We start from the raw sequence: 14,930 nt of genomic DNA on the forward strand, positions 1-14,930 counted from the left end.
CCCAGCCCCCTTGTTTTCGGCTGGGCTTGTGGGCAAAGGTACCGCCATGTCGCTGCGCCTCGCCACGTTCAATGTCGAAAACCTGATGAACAGGTTCGATTATTCCGGATATCGCAACCAGCTCAACGAAGATCGCACGCTGACGCTCTTCGACATCCGGAGCGAGGCCGAATACAGGATGCTGGAGCAGGCGCGGGCGATCGCGCAATCCGACGATACGCGGCAACTGACGGCGCTGGCGATCGCGGCCACCCGCGCCGACATCATCTGCATGCAGGAGGTCGACAACATCGAGGCGCTGAAGGCCTTCGAATACGGTTACCTGTTCAAGATGATAGGGCGTGGCTACCGCCAGAAATACACCACCGCCGGGAATGATACGCGCGGCATCGACGTCGCCGTGATGATGCGCGACGAGACCGCGGACGGCCAGCCGGTCGAATTCGTGCGCATGACCAGCCATGCCCATGTCACCTTCGAGCAGTTCGGCCTGCACACGCCGGAACTGGCGGCACTTGGGCAGCAAGCCAACGAGCGCATCTTCCGGCGCGACTGCCTGGAGGTCGACCTGACCGTCGGCGGCGTGCCGCTGACGCTCTATCTGGTGCATTTCAAGTCGATGGGCCCGCCCCGCAACGGCCTCGACGGGCGAGAGGCGACGATGCCGGTCCGCATGGCCGAGGCGCAAGCGGTGCGGCGGATCATCCAGGAGCGCTTCGGCGGGGATCATGCCGCCGACAAGCGCTGGGCGATCTGCGGCGACATGAACGACTACCGGCAGCGCGTGAAGATCGCCGGCGACGCCTTTGACGGTTACCGCTTCGAGGTGGTCGACGAGAGCCAGTCCTGCCTCAACCTGCTCACCGCCGGCGGTTTTTGCGAAAACGTGGTCGAGCGGCGTCCGGAGATGGATCGCTGGACCCTGTACCACACGCGCGGACCGCAGGAGCGGCATCTGTGCCAGCTCGACTACATCCTGTTGTCGAGGGCGCTGGCAGCCAAGAACGCGACGGCCGTTCCCGACATCATCCGCAACGGCCAGCCGTGGCGCACGATATTTCCGGCGGGACAGGAGGTGGACCGCTTTCCACGTGCCGGCTGGGACCGACCGAAGGCGTCCGACCATTGCCCGGTGGCGATCACCCTGGACATGGCATAGAGCGAGATGAGTTTCGACCTGCCGCGCAACGTCATCTTGCCGGTCGACGCCGTCGACGTCAGGCTCGACCCCGGCCTGCATCCGTTCGAGCGCGACAATGCGCGGGCGATCGCCGAGAATTGGGGCCGTGAGATCGCGGCCAACCCGGCGCTGTTCGACGGCACCGTGGTGCTGCTTTCCGCGCTCAGCTATCGCGACAACAGCCTTGTAGGCCGCTGTCACGCGGTGCGCTACTCGACCTTCATGCTTTGGCGCGGCAATCGACGGGCGGCTGGCGCCGAGCACGCCTATGCCCATGCCATGCTGGTCGCCGGCGACAATGCGCTGGTGGCGATCCGCATGGCGTCGCACACGGTCAATGCCGGTCGCGTCTACTTCGCCGCCGGCTCGTTCGAACCAGCCGATTTCCGCGACGGCCTTGTCGACGTCGACTTCAACATGATCCGCGAGGTGCGTGAGGAAACCGGCCTCGACCTTGCCGGCGCGGCCCGCGGCAGGCGTTATTATGCGCTGTCGACGGCAAGCGGCACGGTCATCTTTCGCCGCTATCGCGAGACGGCGTCCGCTGATGAGATCGCGCAGCGCATCAGCGCTTTTGTCGCGACCGAGACGGAGCCGGAAATCGAAGGGCCTGTCATCATCCGCGATGCCGATAACCTGCCGGACGGGCTGATGCCGCACATGAAGCCACTGATCGAGTGGCATTTTGCCGGCAAGGGCTAACGCATCGGCCCGAAAATCGGAATCGATCTTCGGAAAGCACGATGCGCAGATTCAAGGTGTTAGAGCGTACTTTGTGCGTCCAAGTGGACGCACGTCGCTCTAACGACGCGTCTTGTTTTCCAGGGCCTTGCGATCATTGCGGACGGCGACGAAAAACAGGATGACGCCGATGCCCAACAACGCCCCCATCGCCATTCCCATCGTCTGACCGACAACCTGCTGGAAATCGGCGGTGACATGATCGGGATTGGCCATGCCATAGCTGGCCAAATACCACCACAGCCCCGCCAATGCGGCCTCAAGGATCACCGTCACCAGGATTACTCGCTCTTTCCTGCTCATCCCACCATTCCCCTTATCCCCAAGGCGATTCTATCATCGCAGGCTGTGACGCGACAGGGGCAGGCGAGGGCAGCTTCAAATTTCGGGCTTTCCGGCGGCGCCGCAGCACCGCTCTATTCGTGCCTCAGCGCGTCGATCGGATCGAGCCGTGCGCCGCGCAGGGCTGGGAAGAAACCGAACACCATCCCGATCAGCGCGGAAAAGCCGACCGCGAGCAGGATGACCGCCGGGCTGGGGGCGAAAGGGATGGCCAGCGTCAACGCGGCGAGGCCAGCCAACGCCAGGCCGATGAGGATGCCGACGATGCCGCCGAGCAGCGACAGCACGGTCGCCTCGACCAGGAACTGGATGAGGATGTGCTTTTCATGCGCGCCGATGGCCAGCCGGATGCCGATCTCGCGGGTGCGTTCGGTGACCGACACCAGCATGATGTTCATGATGCCGATGCCGCCGACGAGCAGGCTGACGCCGGCGACCGCGCCCAGCATGCCGGTCATCGTCGTGGTGGCGCTGGCCATGGCGTCGGCGATCTGGGTCATGTCGCGTATCGAGAAATCGTCCTCGCGGTCGGGCGTGATGCGGCGTGTGTCGCGCAAAATGTCCTCGACGCGCGGCAATAGCTCGGTGGTCGGCGTCCTGTCGTCGGCGGCGACGTAGATCGAGTCGATGTCGCGGTTGCCGGCGACACGGCGCTGGTAGGCGGCGAGCGGCATCAGCACGACATTGTCCTGGTCCTGGCCGAAGCCGGTATAGCCCTTCGGCTCGAGCAGGCCGATGACCTTGCACGAGGTGCGGTTGACGCGGATGATCTCGCCTTCGGGATCGCCGGCGCCGAAAAACTGCTGGCGCACCGTCTCGCCGATCAGGCAGACGCCGGTGCCGGAGCGGGTCTCCGAATCGCTGAACGGACGGCCCGAGACGAGTTTCCAGTCGCGCGCGTCCAGATACGCGCTGTCGGTGCCGGTGACGCCCGATGTCAGGCTTTCGGTGCCGAAGATGACACGCACCTGCTTTTGCGAGGCTGGCGAGATGGCGCGGGCGCCGCTCAGGTGTGCAACAAGCGCGGCAAGTTCCTTGCTGCCGAGCGGGCGGGTGGCCTGGTCGAGACCGCCCGGCCCGCCGGGACCGGCAGGGCGCCCGGAACGGACGACGAGCAGATTGCTGCCAAGCTTGGAGATATCGGCCTTGACCTTTTCGGTGGTGCCCGAGCCGATGGTGAGCATGGCGATGACGGCGGCGACGCCGATGACGATGCCAAGCAGCGTCAGAAACGAGCGCAGCACGTTGCGGCGCACCGACAGCAGCGAGAGGCGGATGGTTTCCCAGATCATGGTCTAGAGCCTGATCCATCCCGATAGAACCGGGATGGGGCTCTATCTCTTTGTCTAGCCATGATCTCTTCCGAAAACCGGATTCCACTTTTCAGGATCATGGCTAGGCCATCTCGAGGTTCATGGTGTCGGAGGCGACGTGGCCGTCGAGGAAGCGGACCGTGCGCTGGGCGAAGCCGGCGACATCGGCCTCGTGGGTGACCATGGCGATGGTGAGGCCAAGCTCGGTGTTCAGCTGCGTCAGGAGTACCATGATCTCGTGGGTGCGGGCGGTGTCGAGGTTGCCGGTCGGCTCGTCGGCGACGAGCAGGGCCGGTCTGGTGACGATGGCGCGGGCGATCGCCACGCGCTGCTGTTGGCCGCCGGAGAGCTCTGCCGGCGTATGATGCTCGCGGCCGACCAGGCCGACCTCGGCCAGCGCTTTCATGGCAAGATCGTGACGCTGGCGGGCGGCGACGCCGCGATAGATCAGCGGCAGTTCGACATTTTCCACCGCCGTGGTGCGCGGCAGGAGATTGTAGCCCTGGAAGACGAAGCCGACATAGAGGTTGCGCAGCACGGCGCGGCGGTTGCGGTCGAGACGGCCAGCGTCGATGCCCTCGAATCTGTAGGTTCCGGCCGTCGGCGTGTCGAGGCAGCCGATGATGTTCATCGCCGTCGACTTGCCCGAACCCGAAGGACCCATGATGGCAACGAATTCACCGCGGCGTATGGCAAGGTCGACGCCGGCCAGTGCATGGATCCGGGCCTCGCCCTGCCCATAGCTCTTCCAAACCTTGTCGAAGGAGATGAGCACGGAGCCCGACATGACGTCAGCCCCGCTGTTGTGACGCGGTGATGACGAGCGCGCCTTCGTTGAGGCCGGAAATGATCTCGGTCAGTTCGCCATCGGTCGAGCCGGTCTTGACGTTGACCGGCCGGGGTCGCCCGTTCTCCAGTACGTAGAGCGTGCGCGAGCCGTCGATGGGCTGCGCCGTTGCCGCCTGGCGCTGGCGGTTGCCACCCGGGCGGCCCATACGGCCCGTGAACAGGTCGCTCAGGCTCCACGCGCGGGCGGGTGTTTGCGCCGGCCGATAGCGGAAGGCAGTGGCGGGCACGGTGAGCACGCCCTTGGCCTCCCTGGTGACGACCGAAACGGTGGCGGTCATGCCGGGCCGCAACAGAAGCTCGTCGTTGTCGACATCGAAGCGCGCGTCGTAGGTGACGACGCCGTCGGTGGTGACGGAGGCATAGGAAATGTCCCGGATCTCGGCATCGAACGGCCGTTCCGGGAAAGCGTCGACGGTGAAGCGCGCATGCTGGCCGGGCTTGACCGCGCCGATGTCGGCCTCGTCGACCGCTGCCTTCAATTCCATGTTCTTGAGGTCGGCGGCGATGACGAACAGCACCGGCGCCTGCAGCGAGGAGGCAACCGTCTGGCCGGGATCGACCGAGCGCGTCAAGACGATGCCGTCAATGGGCGCATAGATGGTGCTCTTGGCCAGGTCTGTCTGCTGGGCCTTGAGATCGGCATTGGCGATGGCAAGACTGGCTTTGGCGCTGTCGAGCGCTGCCTTGGAGCGGTCGCGGGTAGCGGTCGCCGCTTCAAGCGACTGGTCCGTCGCCATGCCGCGCTTGGTGAGCGCCGCGGCGCGCACAAGCGCCCTTTCATTTTCGGTGAGGGTAACGGTGGCGTCCTCGACATTGGCGGCCGCAGCCTTGGCGGAAGCCTCGGCGCGCTCGATCTGCACCTCCAGCTTGGCCGTGTCGAGCGCCGCCAGCACATCGCCCTTCTTCACCTGCTGGTTCTCGTTGACCGAGACGGACCGGACGACGCCGGACAGTTCGCTGGAAATGTCGACCTGGGTGAGGGGCTGCAGCGTGCCGGTGGCCGATACCGCGACCGTGAGATCGGCAACAGCGGCCGGCGCCGTTGTGTAATCTATCTTGGCGGGAGAGGCGGCATACCATTGATAGCCGGCAAGGCTCGCAACGGCGACAATCAACGCAAGCAGACCATAGAGCCAGAAGCGACGCCGTTTTTTCTTCAGGCCCAGGCGGTCAAGCCCGAGCGCCGTCTCGATGGCGGGAGTGGATTCCGTCTTTGGCAGATTGACAATCTGGTCCACGCCGGACCCCTATAATATCGGTGATGTCCCAATCTGTGCACAGATCAGGCGTAATGGTTCAAATATCAAATTAAATTTCGCTCATGTTGGGATTGAGGCAGAGGGCTTTCTACGATGCAGATCCGGAATTACTTGCTTTACGACGTGTTCACGACGGAGCGGCTGGCCGGCAATCCGCTGGCCGTCGTGCTTGACAGCAAAGGGCTGGACACAGCCGCGATGCAGGCCGTCGCACGCGAGTTCAACCTGTCGGAAACCGTGTTCGTGCTGCCGCCCGACAATCTCAAGCACCGCGCCCGCATCCGCATCTTCACGCCCGACTACGAGATGCCGTTCGCCGGTCATCCGACCGTGGGTTCGGCGATCGCGCTTGCCGAAATGGCCGGAGATGGCGACACAGCCGGCATCTTCGTGCTGGAGGAGAATATCGGTCCGGTGCGCTGCGCCGTCAGCAAGCACGATGGCGCCACTTTTGCCGAGTTCGACCTGGCCAAGCTGCCGGAGCCGCTGGAACTCGTCGCCGACCCGGAGGCGATCGGCGCGGCACTTGGCCTGGGGCCGCACGAAATCGGCTTCGAGAATCACCGCGTCTCGTTTTGGTCGGCCGGCGTGCCCTATGTGACCATCCCGGTCGCCGGTCTGGAGGCGGCGGCCCGGATAAAGCTGGACAACCAGGCGTGGTCGGAACTGGCGCCGCGTAAGAGCGAATGGGCCTTCGCCAGCCCCTATGTCTACTGCCGCGAGACGGTGAACCACGAAAGCGCCTTCCATGTCCGCATGATCGTGCCGGGCAATCCTTCCTATGAAGACCCGGCGACCGGTTCGGCCGCGGCGGCCTTCGCCGGCGCGATCATGCATTTCGACGGCCCGACGGACGGTATCTCCCAGCTTTGGATCGAGCAGGGGCTGGAGATGGGGCGGCCTTCGCGCATCCGCCTCGAACTGAATGTCGAGGGCGGCAAACTGGCCGCCGCCCGCATCGGCGGCCATGCCGTCAAGGTGGCGGAGGGCCGGTTGTCCGTCTGATCGCGATTGGCTCAAGGCGATTTGTCGGGAAATGAATCCGGCAGGGCTGGACATGGCGGATGGCGGCGGCTATATGCCCGCCGACGCTGGTTTTACCGGCGAGTGGGTGCGTAGCTCAGTTGGTAGAGCAGCTGACTCTTAATCAGCGGGTCACAGGTTCGATCCCTGTCGCACCCACCAAATATTTCAAAGACTTAGTCGGCTGTGAAGAAGGTCGATTTCGCTGACGGCGGTTGCGATCAGGGCCGGAAAGACTGGGCTGGTAAATGGGCGTGCGCCGGTTGGATCGTCCAGAGCGGTGATTAGGCTGTTCGTGGCTGGATCGGCGGCGCTGCGGGGGTGGCGAACAGTACCAGGAAGAAGGCACACAAAAGCCTCAGCCAGTTGAGCAGGAGGCTGAAGTTATAGCCGACGGCTGCAAGCACGGCGTTGTTGGCATCGCCCTCAGAGAAGGCCAGGAAGTTGCGGCCCATGCGGTGGTCGTTCTTGAGATGGCCGATGACGGGTTCTACGGCGGCCCGGCGTCGCAGCGCCCGTTTGACGGCCTGGGTGAGGCCGCGCTTGTAGCCGGCGACATGGACCTTGAACATCTTGTCCTTCGGCGCGTTGTGGCCGCGGTAGCCGGCATCGGTGACGATCTTGCCGAGGCTGACGCCGATGGTTTCCTCGATCGCCGGGATGATGGTCGCCAGCGTGTGGCCGTCATACGGATTGCCGGGCAGCGCCTTGACATGGGCGACGAACTGGCCGCCGCGGCTGCGCTGCAGCGGGGTGGCGACGGAGACCTTGACGCCGAACTCGTAGGGCTTGTGGGCCTTGCCCTTGCCAATGCACTCGACCTCCGGAGCGTGCAGGGAATACACCTTCTTGCCCCGCTCGCGCTGGCGCTGGTCCCTGACGCGCCGGGCCAGCGACAGCGGCAGAGCGAAGGCCTGCACCAGCTCTGGCCGCATGGCAAGCTTGCGGGTGATGTCGCGGATCACCGCGCCCAGCATGGTGCGCAGGCGCTTGAGTTGCCGGTTGGCCCGCTTGAATTGCTTGGCATGGGCATAGCGCTGATGCTTGATCAGCGCGATCTTGCCGACCCGCGCATAGGACTGGCGCAGGGCAATGCCATGCTTCCTGGCCAGCTTGACCAGCCGCTCGCGGGCGCGATGCATCAGCTTGGCGTCGGTCGGGAAGGTGATGGCCTTTTCCTGCACGGTAGTGTCGACGATTACCGCGCGGAAGTCCGACGGCTTGGCCGCCCCCAACCTGGTCGCCGCCGCAAGGCTCTCCTGGAGCAGAGCCGTGAGCCGCTCTTCGCCCATGCGCAGGCGCCAGCGCGTCAATGACGTGCGATCGAAGGGCAAGCGGTGCTGGAAGAACTCCTCGCCGCAGAACAGCTGGTAGTAGGGGTTCTCCAGCCAACGTTCGCACAGGCTTTCGTCGGACAGGTTGTGCATCGACTTGAGGATGGCCAATCCCGCCATCAGCCGGGTCGGCAAAGGCGGCCGGCCAGGATCGTCGTCATAGACCTCGCCCAGCCGTTCTTCGAGGAAACGCCAGTCGATCGTCTTGGCCAGCTTCACCAGCGCATGATCCATGTTGAGGATGTGGTCGAGCCGGGATCGCAACAGGTCCGTCTGGCCGCTCTCGCGCCGTTCCTTCGGTCGCATCGCTAGATTCCCTCGCTGCTTCGTATCGTCTCGAATCACGCAGAACAAGCGCATCCAATTTGCCGGAAACCGCAGCCCAAAGCCACGAAATTCGGCAATCTGAAAACCGAAATCAGGGGAAATTGTTAAACGGAATCAAAGCATTCCGAGTTCTTCACGGATGACGACTTAGGTGGATAGACCCTGAAACAGGGTGAGAACGCGAGGCGGCAAAATGCCGCCTCACCTCCGTATCGAGCCGACGCGTGTGTCGCCTCTCATAAGTTGTTTGCGAGTCTTTACTTCTCCGACACCCCGGCTTCGGCGAAGCTTGCCATGCGGGTATGGCATTCGAGCGCCGAGCGGACGATGTTGACGGCGAGGCAGGCGCCGGAGCCTTCGCCGAGCCGCATGTCGAGATCGAGCAGCGGCGGCAGGCCAAGCGCTTCGAGCAGGCGGCGATGGCCGGATTCCGCCGAGACATGGGCGGCAATGGTGTGGGCGAGGCCGGTGGGGTGCAGCCTTGCCAGGGGAGCGGCGGCTGCGGTGCAGACGAAGCCGTCGAGCAGCACCGGCACGCCCAGGTGGCGGGCGGCGAGCGTGGCGCCGAAAATGGCGGCGAGTTCGCGCCCGCCAAGGGCTGCTGCGACCGTCAGCGGATCGGCAAGAGCCTTGGCGTGGCGGTTGAGGCCGGCCTCTATGGCGGTGATCTTGCGCACCAGGCCGGCGTCGTCGACGCCGGTGCCGCGCCCGGTCCATTTTTCCGCGCCGCCGCCGAAAAGGGCAGCCGAAATGGCTGCCGCCGGCGTGGTGTTGCCGATGCCCATCTCGCCGAAACAGACGAGGTCGAGGTCTTTCGTCACAGCGCCGTAGCCGGCCGAGACGGCGGCGAGGAAGGCCTCGTCGTCCATCGCCGGCACTTGCGTGAAATCGCCGGTCGGGCGGTCGAGGTCGAGCGGGATGACGTCGAGTTCGGCGCCGGCGATGCGGGCGAGCTGGTTGATCGCGGCGCCGCCGCCTGCGAAATTCGCCACCATCTGCACGGTGACCTCCGACGGGTAAGCCGAGACGCCCTGTGCGGTGACGCCGTGGTTGCCGGCGAAGACGAAGACCTTGACGCGATCGAGCTTAGGCACGTCGCTGCCCTGCCAGCGCGCCAGCCATGCGGCTATGGTTTCCAGCCGGCCAAGGCTGCCTTGCGGCTTGGTCAGCGTGTCCTGGCGGCGTGCGACTGCACTTGCCGCGGCGTCGCTGCCCGAGGGCAGATCGAGGCAGCCGGCGCGCAGTTCATCGAGCGATTTGAAAGACATAGGGGCAAAATCTCCGAAACAGAGTCAGGACAGGGAAACCGATGCGATGAGCAGGATTGCAATCTCGCCAAATTGCTGCAGCGCGCCGACCGTATCGCCGGTCTGGCCGCCGATCTGGTCGAGGCACAGTGTGCGGAAGGCCGCAAACAACAGGCTGAGCAAGATGAGCGCGGCGACCGCGCCGCTGAGACCAAGCGCCAGAAGCGCGATGGCGCCGAGTACGGCGCCGGCGATGGCGGTTTCGGCCGAGACGGTGCCTGCATCGGCCGAGAGGCCGTCGCTGCGAGCCGGCGGCAACAAGTGCATGAGGGCGCCGAGCAGGCCGCGCGAGGCGGCGTGCGCGGCTATGAGAGCGACGAGAACTTGCGCTGGGCCTGCGAATTCCGAAAGCACGCTCCAGCGGCTCAGCAGCGAAATGCCGAGCGCGCAGGCGCCGTAGGCGCCGATGCGGCTGTCGCGCATGATCTCCAGTTTCTTCTCGCGCGTCTTGCCGCCGCCAAAGCCGTCGGCGACATCCGAAAGCCCGTCTTCATGCAGGCAGCCGGTGGCAAGCAAGGTCGCGGCAAGGGCAAGTGCCGCTGCCGGGCCTGGGGCGATGCCCAGCCATCTGCCGACAGCGTAGGCAAGTGCGCCGACGACCGCGACGGCGAGACCTGCGACGGGCGCCGCCCAGATCGCGCTGGCCAATCTGCGTTCGCGAAAGTCGAAAACCGGCAGTGGCAGCCGGGTGAAGAAGACGAGGCAAAGCGCGATATCGTCGAGCGCTTGCCGTGGCGAGGGGATCATTCGCCCCTCGCAATGGCATGGAAGAACGTGCCGCTGACATGGCCGCGCCGGTAGCCTGAAGCGCCGAGCGGATTGCCCTGGCCGTCAGCCAGATCGGCCAGCGGCTCGTCATTGCCGGTGGCGATCATCTGCGCATAGTGGAATTCATGGCCGCGGATAAGTGTGCCCTCGGCTCCCAGTGGGCAAGCGGCGCGCAGCCGCGCCTCGCGGTAGCCCAGATTCATTTTTCGGTTGGCGAAGCTGGTCGAGTGGCCGAGCAGGCCGAGCATCCCGTGCGTCTCGCCCGACGCATCCTCCAGCGCCTCGCCCAGAACCATGAAGCCGCCGCACTCGCCATGCACCGGCCGCGTTTCGGCGAATTTTGTCACCCCCGCCTTGAAGTTCGCAGCAGCAGCCAGGCGGCTGGCGTGAAGCTCGGGATAACCGCCGGCCAACCAGCAGACGTCGCAATCGTCGCGGGGCGCTTCGTCGGTGAGCGGCGAGAAGGGGACGATTTCCGCTCCGGCCTTGCGCCAATGCGCCGCGACATGTGGATAGAGGAAGGTGAAGGCGGCGTCCTCGGCCAGTGCGATGCGCTGACCGGGCGGTGGCAGCGCGTCGCCGAAACTGCCGGGAGCGGGCGCGAATGGTGCTGCCAGTGCCATGATGGCGTCGAGGTCGAGCGAGCGCTCGACCATGTCGGCCAGACGGTCGAGATGCGCCATCAAGTTCTCATATTCGCCGGCCTGGACGAGGCCGAGATGCCGCTCGGGCAGATTGAGCGAGGGATCACGCAGGATGGCGCCGACAACCGGCAGACCGAGCGCTTCGATCGCATCGCTGCAAAGCCGGCGGTGGCGCTCGCTGCCCAGCCGGTTGAGCACGATTCCGGCCATGCGCACATCCGGGTCGTAGCTGGCAAAACCCTGGGCGACGGCTGCCGCCGTAGTCGACTGGCCGGAGACATCGAGCACCAGCAGCACCGGCAGGCCGTAGAGCCGCGCGAGGTCGGCGGCGGAACCGGAGCGGCCCGGAGTAGCGGGTATGCCGTCGAACAGGCCCATGGCGCTTTCGAGGAAGATGAAATCGGCATCTTCGGTCGCGTCACTTGCCAGCGCATTCAATAAGGCAGGCGGCATTGCCCAGCTGTCGAGATTGACGCCGGAAAGCCCGGTGGCTGCGGTGTGGAAGCCGGGGTCGATATAGTCGGGGCCGGACTTGGCGCCGCGCACCTTCAGGCCGCGCCGGGCGAGCGCGCGCAGGATACCGATGGTGACGCTGGTCTTGCCCGAACCGGAACGCGGCGCGCCGATGATGATCGCGCGGGTCATGGCTCACCTGCCAATGCCGCGCGTATCGCGACGATGCCGCCAACGACGATCAGCGCCGGCGGGGTCAAACCGGCTGCCGCCGCCTTTTCGGAAATGGTAGCGAGCGTGGCGACAACGATGCGCTCCTGCGGCGTCGTCGCGGCGACGATCACCGCCGCAGGTGTCGACGGCGCCAGCCCTCCTTCGAGCATGGAAGCAGCGATAATCGGGAGATTGGCCATGCCCATATAGACGACGACCGGCTGGCCGGTGCGGGCGATTGCCGCCCAGTCGAGGTCGTCATCGGTGCCGGCGGCATGGCCGGTCGCCAGGATCACCGCCTTGTTGATGCCGCGCATGGTGGCCGGGATGCCGGCGCCGGCAAGCGCGCTGAGGCCGGAAGTCAGGCCGGATAGGACGCGGAAGGGAATACCTTCCCGCGCCAGCGCCAGCGCCTCTTCGCCGCCGCGGCCGAAAATATAGGGATCGCCGCCCTTCAACCGGACGACGCGGCGGCCTTCGCGCGCCAGTCGGACCAGCAAGGCGGTGATATCATCCTGCTTCATCGACGGCTGGCCGCCGCGCTTGCCGGCGTAGAATAGCTCCGCGCCTTCGGCGACGGCGACGACATCAGGCGAAACCAGGGCGTCGTAGACAAGGGCGTCGCACTGCCCAAGTGCTGCCAGCACTTCCAGCGTCAGGCAGCCGGGATCGCCGGGTCCAGCGCCGGCCAGCCAGACATGGCCCGGCTCCAACTGGCGCGGCTCGAAGTTCAGTCGGGCCAAAGCCTGTTCGACTGTCGCGTTTCCGCCCCTGTTTCCGGTGCCGTCGTTCACAATCCGTCCCGTCCGCGAAAACGCCGCTGGTAGTGGGCGTCGTAAAGTGAGCTCTCGCCAAAGCCTTCGGCCGCCAGCGAGCGGCCGACGAAGATGATCGCCGTGCGCTCCATCGGATCGACGGACAGCTGCGCCTCGATCGTCGCCAGCGTGCCGGTCAGCACACGCTCGTCCGGCCAGGAAGCACGGAAGACGACCGCCACCGGACAGTCGGCGCCATAGAACGGCGTCAGTTCGGCAACAACGCGGTCGATGGCGTGGATGGCAAGGTGGATGGCGAGCGTGGCGCCGGTGCGGCCGAAACCGGCCAGCGTTTCGCCGGGCGGCATTTTCGAGGCGCGGCCGGAGATGCGGGTCAGTACCAGGCTTTGCGCGACTTCGGGAATGGTCAGTTCGCGGCGAAGCGCTGCCGCGGCAGCTGCGAAGGAGGGCACGCCGGGCGTCAGCGTATAGGGGATACCGTGTTTTTCCAGCCGGCGGATCTGCTCGGCGACTGCACTCCACACCGAGAGGTCGCCGGAGTGGAGGCGCGCCACATCGTGGCCATCGCGATGGGCATCGAGATAGGCGGCCTCAATCTCGTCGAGCGACATTGGCGCGGTGTCGATCAACTTCGTGCCGGGCGCGCAGTGCTGCAACAGCTCCGGCGCGACGATCGAGCCGGCATAGAGGCAAACCGGGCAGCTTGCCAGCAGCCTGCTGCCGCGCAAGGTGATGAGGTCGGCAGCTCCCGGTCCGGCGCCGATGAAGTAGACGGTCATGCCGCATCTCCGCTGATGGCGATGGCGCAGGTGACCGGGCCGAGCACGGTGCGCGGCCCAAGCAGTTTCGCATCTTTCCCGGCGGCGGCAAGCGCGGAGGCTTCGGAAACCGACGGCGTGCCGGCGCGCTCCTGCGACAGATCTGAGCGGCTGATTGCACGAGACGCCGCGGCCTTGAGTGCTGCGTCCTCGATAACGATCACTGGTAGGGCGAGTTCGCGCCCCGCGGAGAAGATTGCCGGCTCGTCCTGCTTCAGAGAAGCGGTTGCGAGCGCCGATAGCACCGTCATCGCCAGCCCATGCGCTTCCAGCGCGGTTTCTATGGCGGCAAGCACATCCCTTGCGCTGACGCCCTTGCGGCTGCCGATGCCCGCGACCATCATGGTTTGACCCAGCTCCATTGGGTGACCGGCATGGCCGGCCGCCAGGCCTCCATCGAACCAACCGGCGAAGCACGGGATATAGCGATGCGGGTGAGATCGCCGCCGAGCGCGACGTGACGGGCGAGAAGCAGCGCCTCCATCTCCAGTGTGACGGCGTTGGCGACGAGCCGGCCGCCGGTGGGCAAGGCGTCAATGGACGTTTCCAGCACGCCGGCATCGCTGCCGCCGCCGCCGATGAAGATGGCGTCCGGCGTCTCCAATCCGGCGAGTGCCTGCGGTGCCGAACCTTCAACCACGACAAGGCCGGGCACGCCACAGTGTGAAGCGTTGCGGTGGATGCGGGCGGCGCGGGTCGGATCGGCCTCTATCGCGATGGCCCGCATCGAGCGATGGGCAAGCATCCATTCCATGCCAATTGAGCCCGACCCGGCGCCGATATCCCACAGCAATTCGCCGCGCCTTGGGGCGAGGGCGGACAGGGTGACTGCGCGCACTTCGCGTTTGGTGATCTGGCCGTCATGCTCGAACAAATGGTCCGCAAGGCCCGAGGCCAGCGGCAGGATGCGTGCTTCTGAAGTTGAGTCAACTTCGATTGCCAGCACGTTGAGCGGATTGATCTTTTCGAGCTCGAAGGGGTCGGCGCTCGCCGAACGCAGCTTTTCGTTCGGGCCGCCCAGCGCCTCCAGAATCGTCAGCCGCGAGGCGCCGAATCCGAGTTCGGTCAGCAGGTAAGCGATCGCTGCCGGCGCGTCGCTGTCCGAGGTCAGCGCGAGGATGCGGGCGCCCGGATGCAGCAGCGGCCGGATCAGGTCGAGCGGGCGGCCATGCAGCGAAATGGTCTCGATGTCTGGCAAGGCCCAGCCGAGGCGGGCGGCGGCCAGAGAGAAGGCCGAAGGGGCGGGGATGACGCGCATCTCTTCTATCGCAATTTTGCGGGCGAGGGTGACGCCGACACCATGGAAGAACGGATCACCGGAGGCCAGCACACAGACGCGCCTGCCGGAAAGCGTCAGCACGTCGCGCATATCGGGATCGAAAGGGGTCGGCCAAGTGCGTGCTTCACCTTTGGTGAGCGACGCGACAAGGGCAAGGTGGCGCGTGCCGCCGAAGACGAATTCGGCCCGGGCAATCAACCGCTTGGCCTCGTCACCGAGACCCGCTACACCGTCCTCGCCGATGCCGACGATTGTGAGCCATCTTGAGTTGAGCTTGGCGCCGCGCGGACCTTCAGCAGGCATG

The 14,930-nt window shown here is 65.6% G+C and carries 15 protein-coding genes and 1 tRNA gene; 4 read left to right on the forward strand and 12 right to left on the reverse strand.

Features of this window, described 5'->3' with window-relative positions:
• Positions 1-46 precede the first annotated feature (46 nt).
• Together AC0NID_RS18700 and AC0NID_RS18705 are read left to right on the forward strand one after the other, a co-directional pair.
• Entirely contained in the window at positions 47-1,159 is a 1,113-nt protein-coding gene (locus AC0NID_RS18700; protein WP_473458950.1) for an endonuclease/exonuclease/phosphatase family protein, read from the forward strand.
• Between the two features lie 6 nt (positions 1,160-1,165).
• Positions 1,166-1,882, forward strand: a complete 717-nt coding sequence (locus tag AC0NID_RS18705) for a hypothetical protein (RefSeq protein ID WP_473458948.1) — start codon at positions 1,166-1,168, stop codon at positions 1,880-1,882.
• Positions 1,883-1,981: 99 nt separating this feature from the next.
• On the opposite strand, the gene AC0NID_RS18710 is transcribed toward AC0NID_RS18705, so the two are convergent.
• From AC0NID_RS18710 to AC0NID_RS18725, 4 genes are all read right to left on the reverse strand, one after another.
• Positions 1,982-2,224 (reverse strand): hypothetical protein, encoded by a 243-nt coding sequence (locus tag AC0NID_RS18710; RefSeq protein WP_473458946.1) that lies wholly within the window; start codon positions 2,222-2,224, stop codon positions 1,982-1,984.
• Positions 2,225-2,337: 113 nt separating this feature from the next.
• Positions 2,338-3,555 carry an ABC transporter permease gene (locus AC0NID_RS18715; protein WP_473458944.1) on the reverse strand — a complete coding sequence of 406 codons (1,218 nt, stop codon included), beginning with the start codon at positions 3,553-3,555 and terminating at the stop codon, positions 2,338-2,340.
• A gap of 103 nt (positions 3,556-3,658) precedes the next feature.
• Positions 3,659-4,363, reverse strand: a complete 705-nt coding sequence (locus AC0NID_RS18720) for an ABC transporter ATP-binding protein (RefSeq protein WP_473458942.1) — start codon at positions 4,361-4,363, stop codon at positions 3,659-3,661.
• 4 nt (positions 4,364-4,367) lie between these two features.
• Positions 4,368-5,663, reverse strand: coding sequence for an efflux RND transporter periplasmic adaptor subunit (locus AC0NID_RS18725; protein ID WP_473458940.1), 1,296 nt, complete (start codon positions 5,661-5,663; stop codon positions 4,368-4,370).
• 114 nt (positions 5,664-5,777) lie between these two features.
• On the opposite strand from AC0NID_RS18725, the gene AC0NID_RS18730 reads away from it, so the two are divergent.
• Together AC0NID_RS18730 and AC0NID_RS18735 are read left to right on the forward strand one after the other, a co-directional pair.
• Complete coding sequence (locus AC0NID_RS18730) at positions 5,778-6,689, forward strand: PhzF family phenazine biosynthesis protein (protein ID WP_473458938.1); 912 nt, start codon at positions 5,778-5,780, stop codon at positions 6,687-6,689.
• Between the two features lie 104 nt (positions 6,690-6,793).
• A tRNA-Lys gene (locus AC0NID_RS18735) sits at positions 6,794-6,869 on the forward strand.
• Between the two features lie 122 nt (positions 6,870-6,991).
• Here the strand turns inward: AC0NID_RS18735 and AC0NID_RS18740 are convergent.
• From AC0NID_RS18740 to cbiE, 8 genes are all read right to left on the reverse strand, one after another.
• Positions 6,992-8,347: an IS5 family transposase gene (locus AC0NID_RS18740; protein WP_474033303.1), complete on the reverse strand. Its 1,356-nt coding sequence runs from the start codon at positions 8,345-8,347 to the stop codon at positions 6,992-6,994.
• A 278-nt stretch (positions 8,348-8,625) separates the two neighbouring features.
• Positions 8,626-9,636: a nicotinate-nucleotide--dimethylbenzimidazole phosphoribosyltransferase gene (gene cobT, locus AC0NID_RS18745; RefSeq protein WP_473455713.1), complete on the reverse strand. Its 1,011-nt coding sequence runs from the start codon at positions 9,634-9,636 to the stop codon at positions 8,626-8,628.
• 24 nt (positions 9,637-9,660) lie between these two features.
• Positions 9,661-10,422 carry an adenosylcobinamide-GDP ribazoletransferase gene (cobS, locus tag AC0NID_RS18750; RefSeq protein ID WP_473455712.1) on the reverse strand — a complete coding sequence of 254 codons (762 nt, stop codon included), beginning with the start codon at positions 10,420-10,422 and terminating at the stop codon, positions 9,661-9,663.
• The gene (locus AC0NID_RS18755) at positions 10,419-11,732 is read right to left on the reverse strand and encodes a cobyrinate a,c-diamide synthase (protein ID WP_473455711.1); all 1,314 of its coding nucleotides are present in this window, start codon (positions 11,730-11,732) and stop codon (positions 10,419-10,421) included. Before AC0NID_RS18755 ends, cobS begins: the two co-directional genes overlap by 4 nt.
• Positions 11,729-12,547 (reverse strand): uroporphyrinogen-III C-methyltransferase, encoded by an 819-nt coding sequence (cobA, locus tag AC0NID_RS18760; protein WP_473455710.1) that lies wholly within the window; start codon positions 12,545-12,547, stop codon positions 11,729-11,731. Before cobA ends, AC0NID_RS18755 begins: the two co-directional genes overlap by 4 nt.
• On the reverse strand, positions 12,544-13,308 hold the full coding sequence (gene cobM / locus AC0NID_RS18765) for a precorrin-4 C(11)-methyltransferase (RefSeq protein WP_473455709.1): 765 nt from the start codon (positions 13,306-13,308) through the stop codon (positions 12,544-12,546). Before cobM ends, cobA begins: the two co-directional genes overlap by 4 nt.
• On the reverse strand, positions 13,305-13,691 hold the full coding sequence (locus AC0NID_RS18770; RefSeq protein WP_473455708.1) for a cobalamin biosynthesis protein: 387 nt from the start codon (positions 13,689-13,691) through the stop codon (positions 13,305-13,307). The genes cobM and AC0NID_RS18770 overlap by 4 nt, the downstream gene beginning before the upstream one ends.
• Positions 13,688-14,929, reverse strand: coding sequence for a precorrin-6y C5,15-methyltransferase (decarboxylating) subunit CbiE (gene cbiE / locus AC0NID_RS18775; RefSeq protein WP_473455707.1), 1,242 nt, complete (start codon positions 14,927-14,929; stop codon positions 13,688-13,690). The genes AC0NID_RS18770 and cbiE overlap by 4 nt, the downstream gene beginning before the upstream one ends.
• Position 14,930 lies beyond the last annotated feature (1 nt).

This window comes from Mesorhizobium sp. WSM4821, assembly GCF_055901555.1.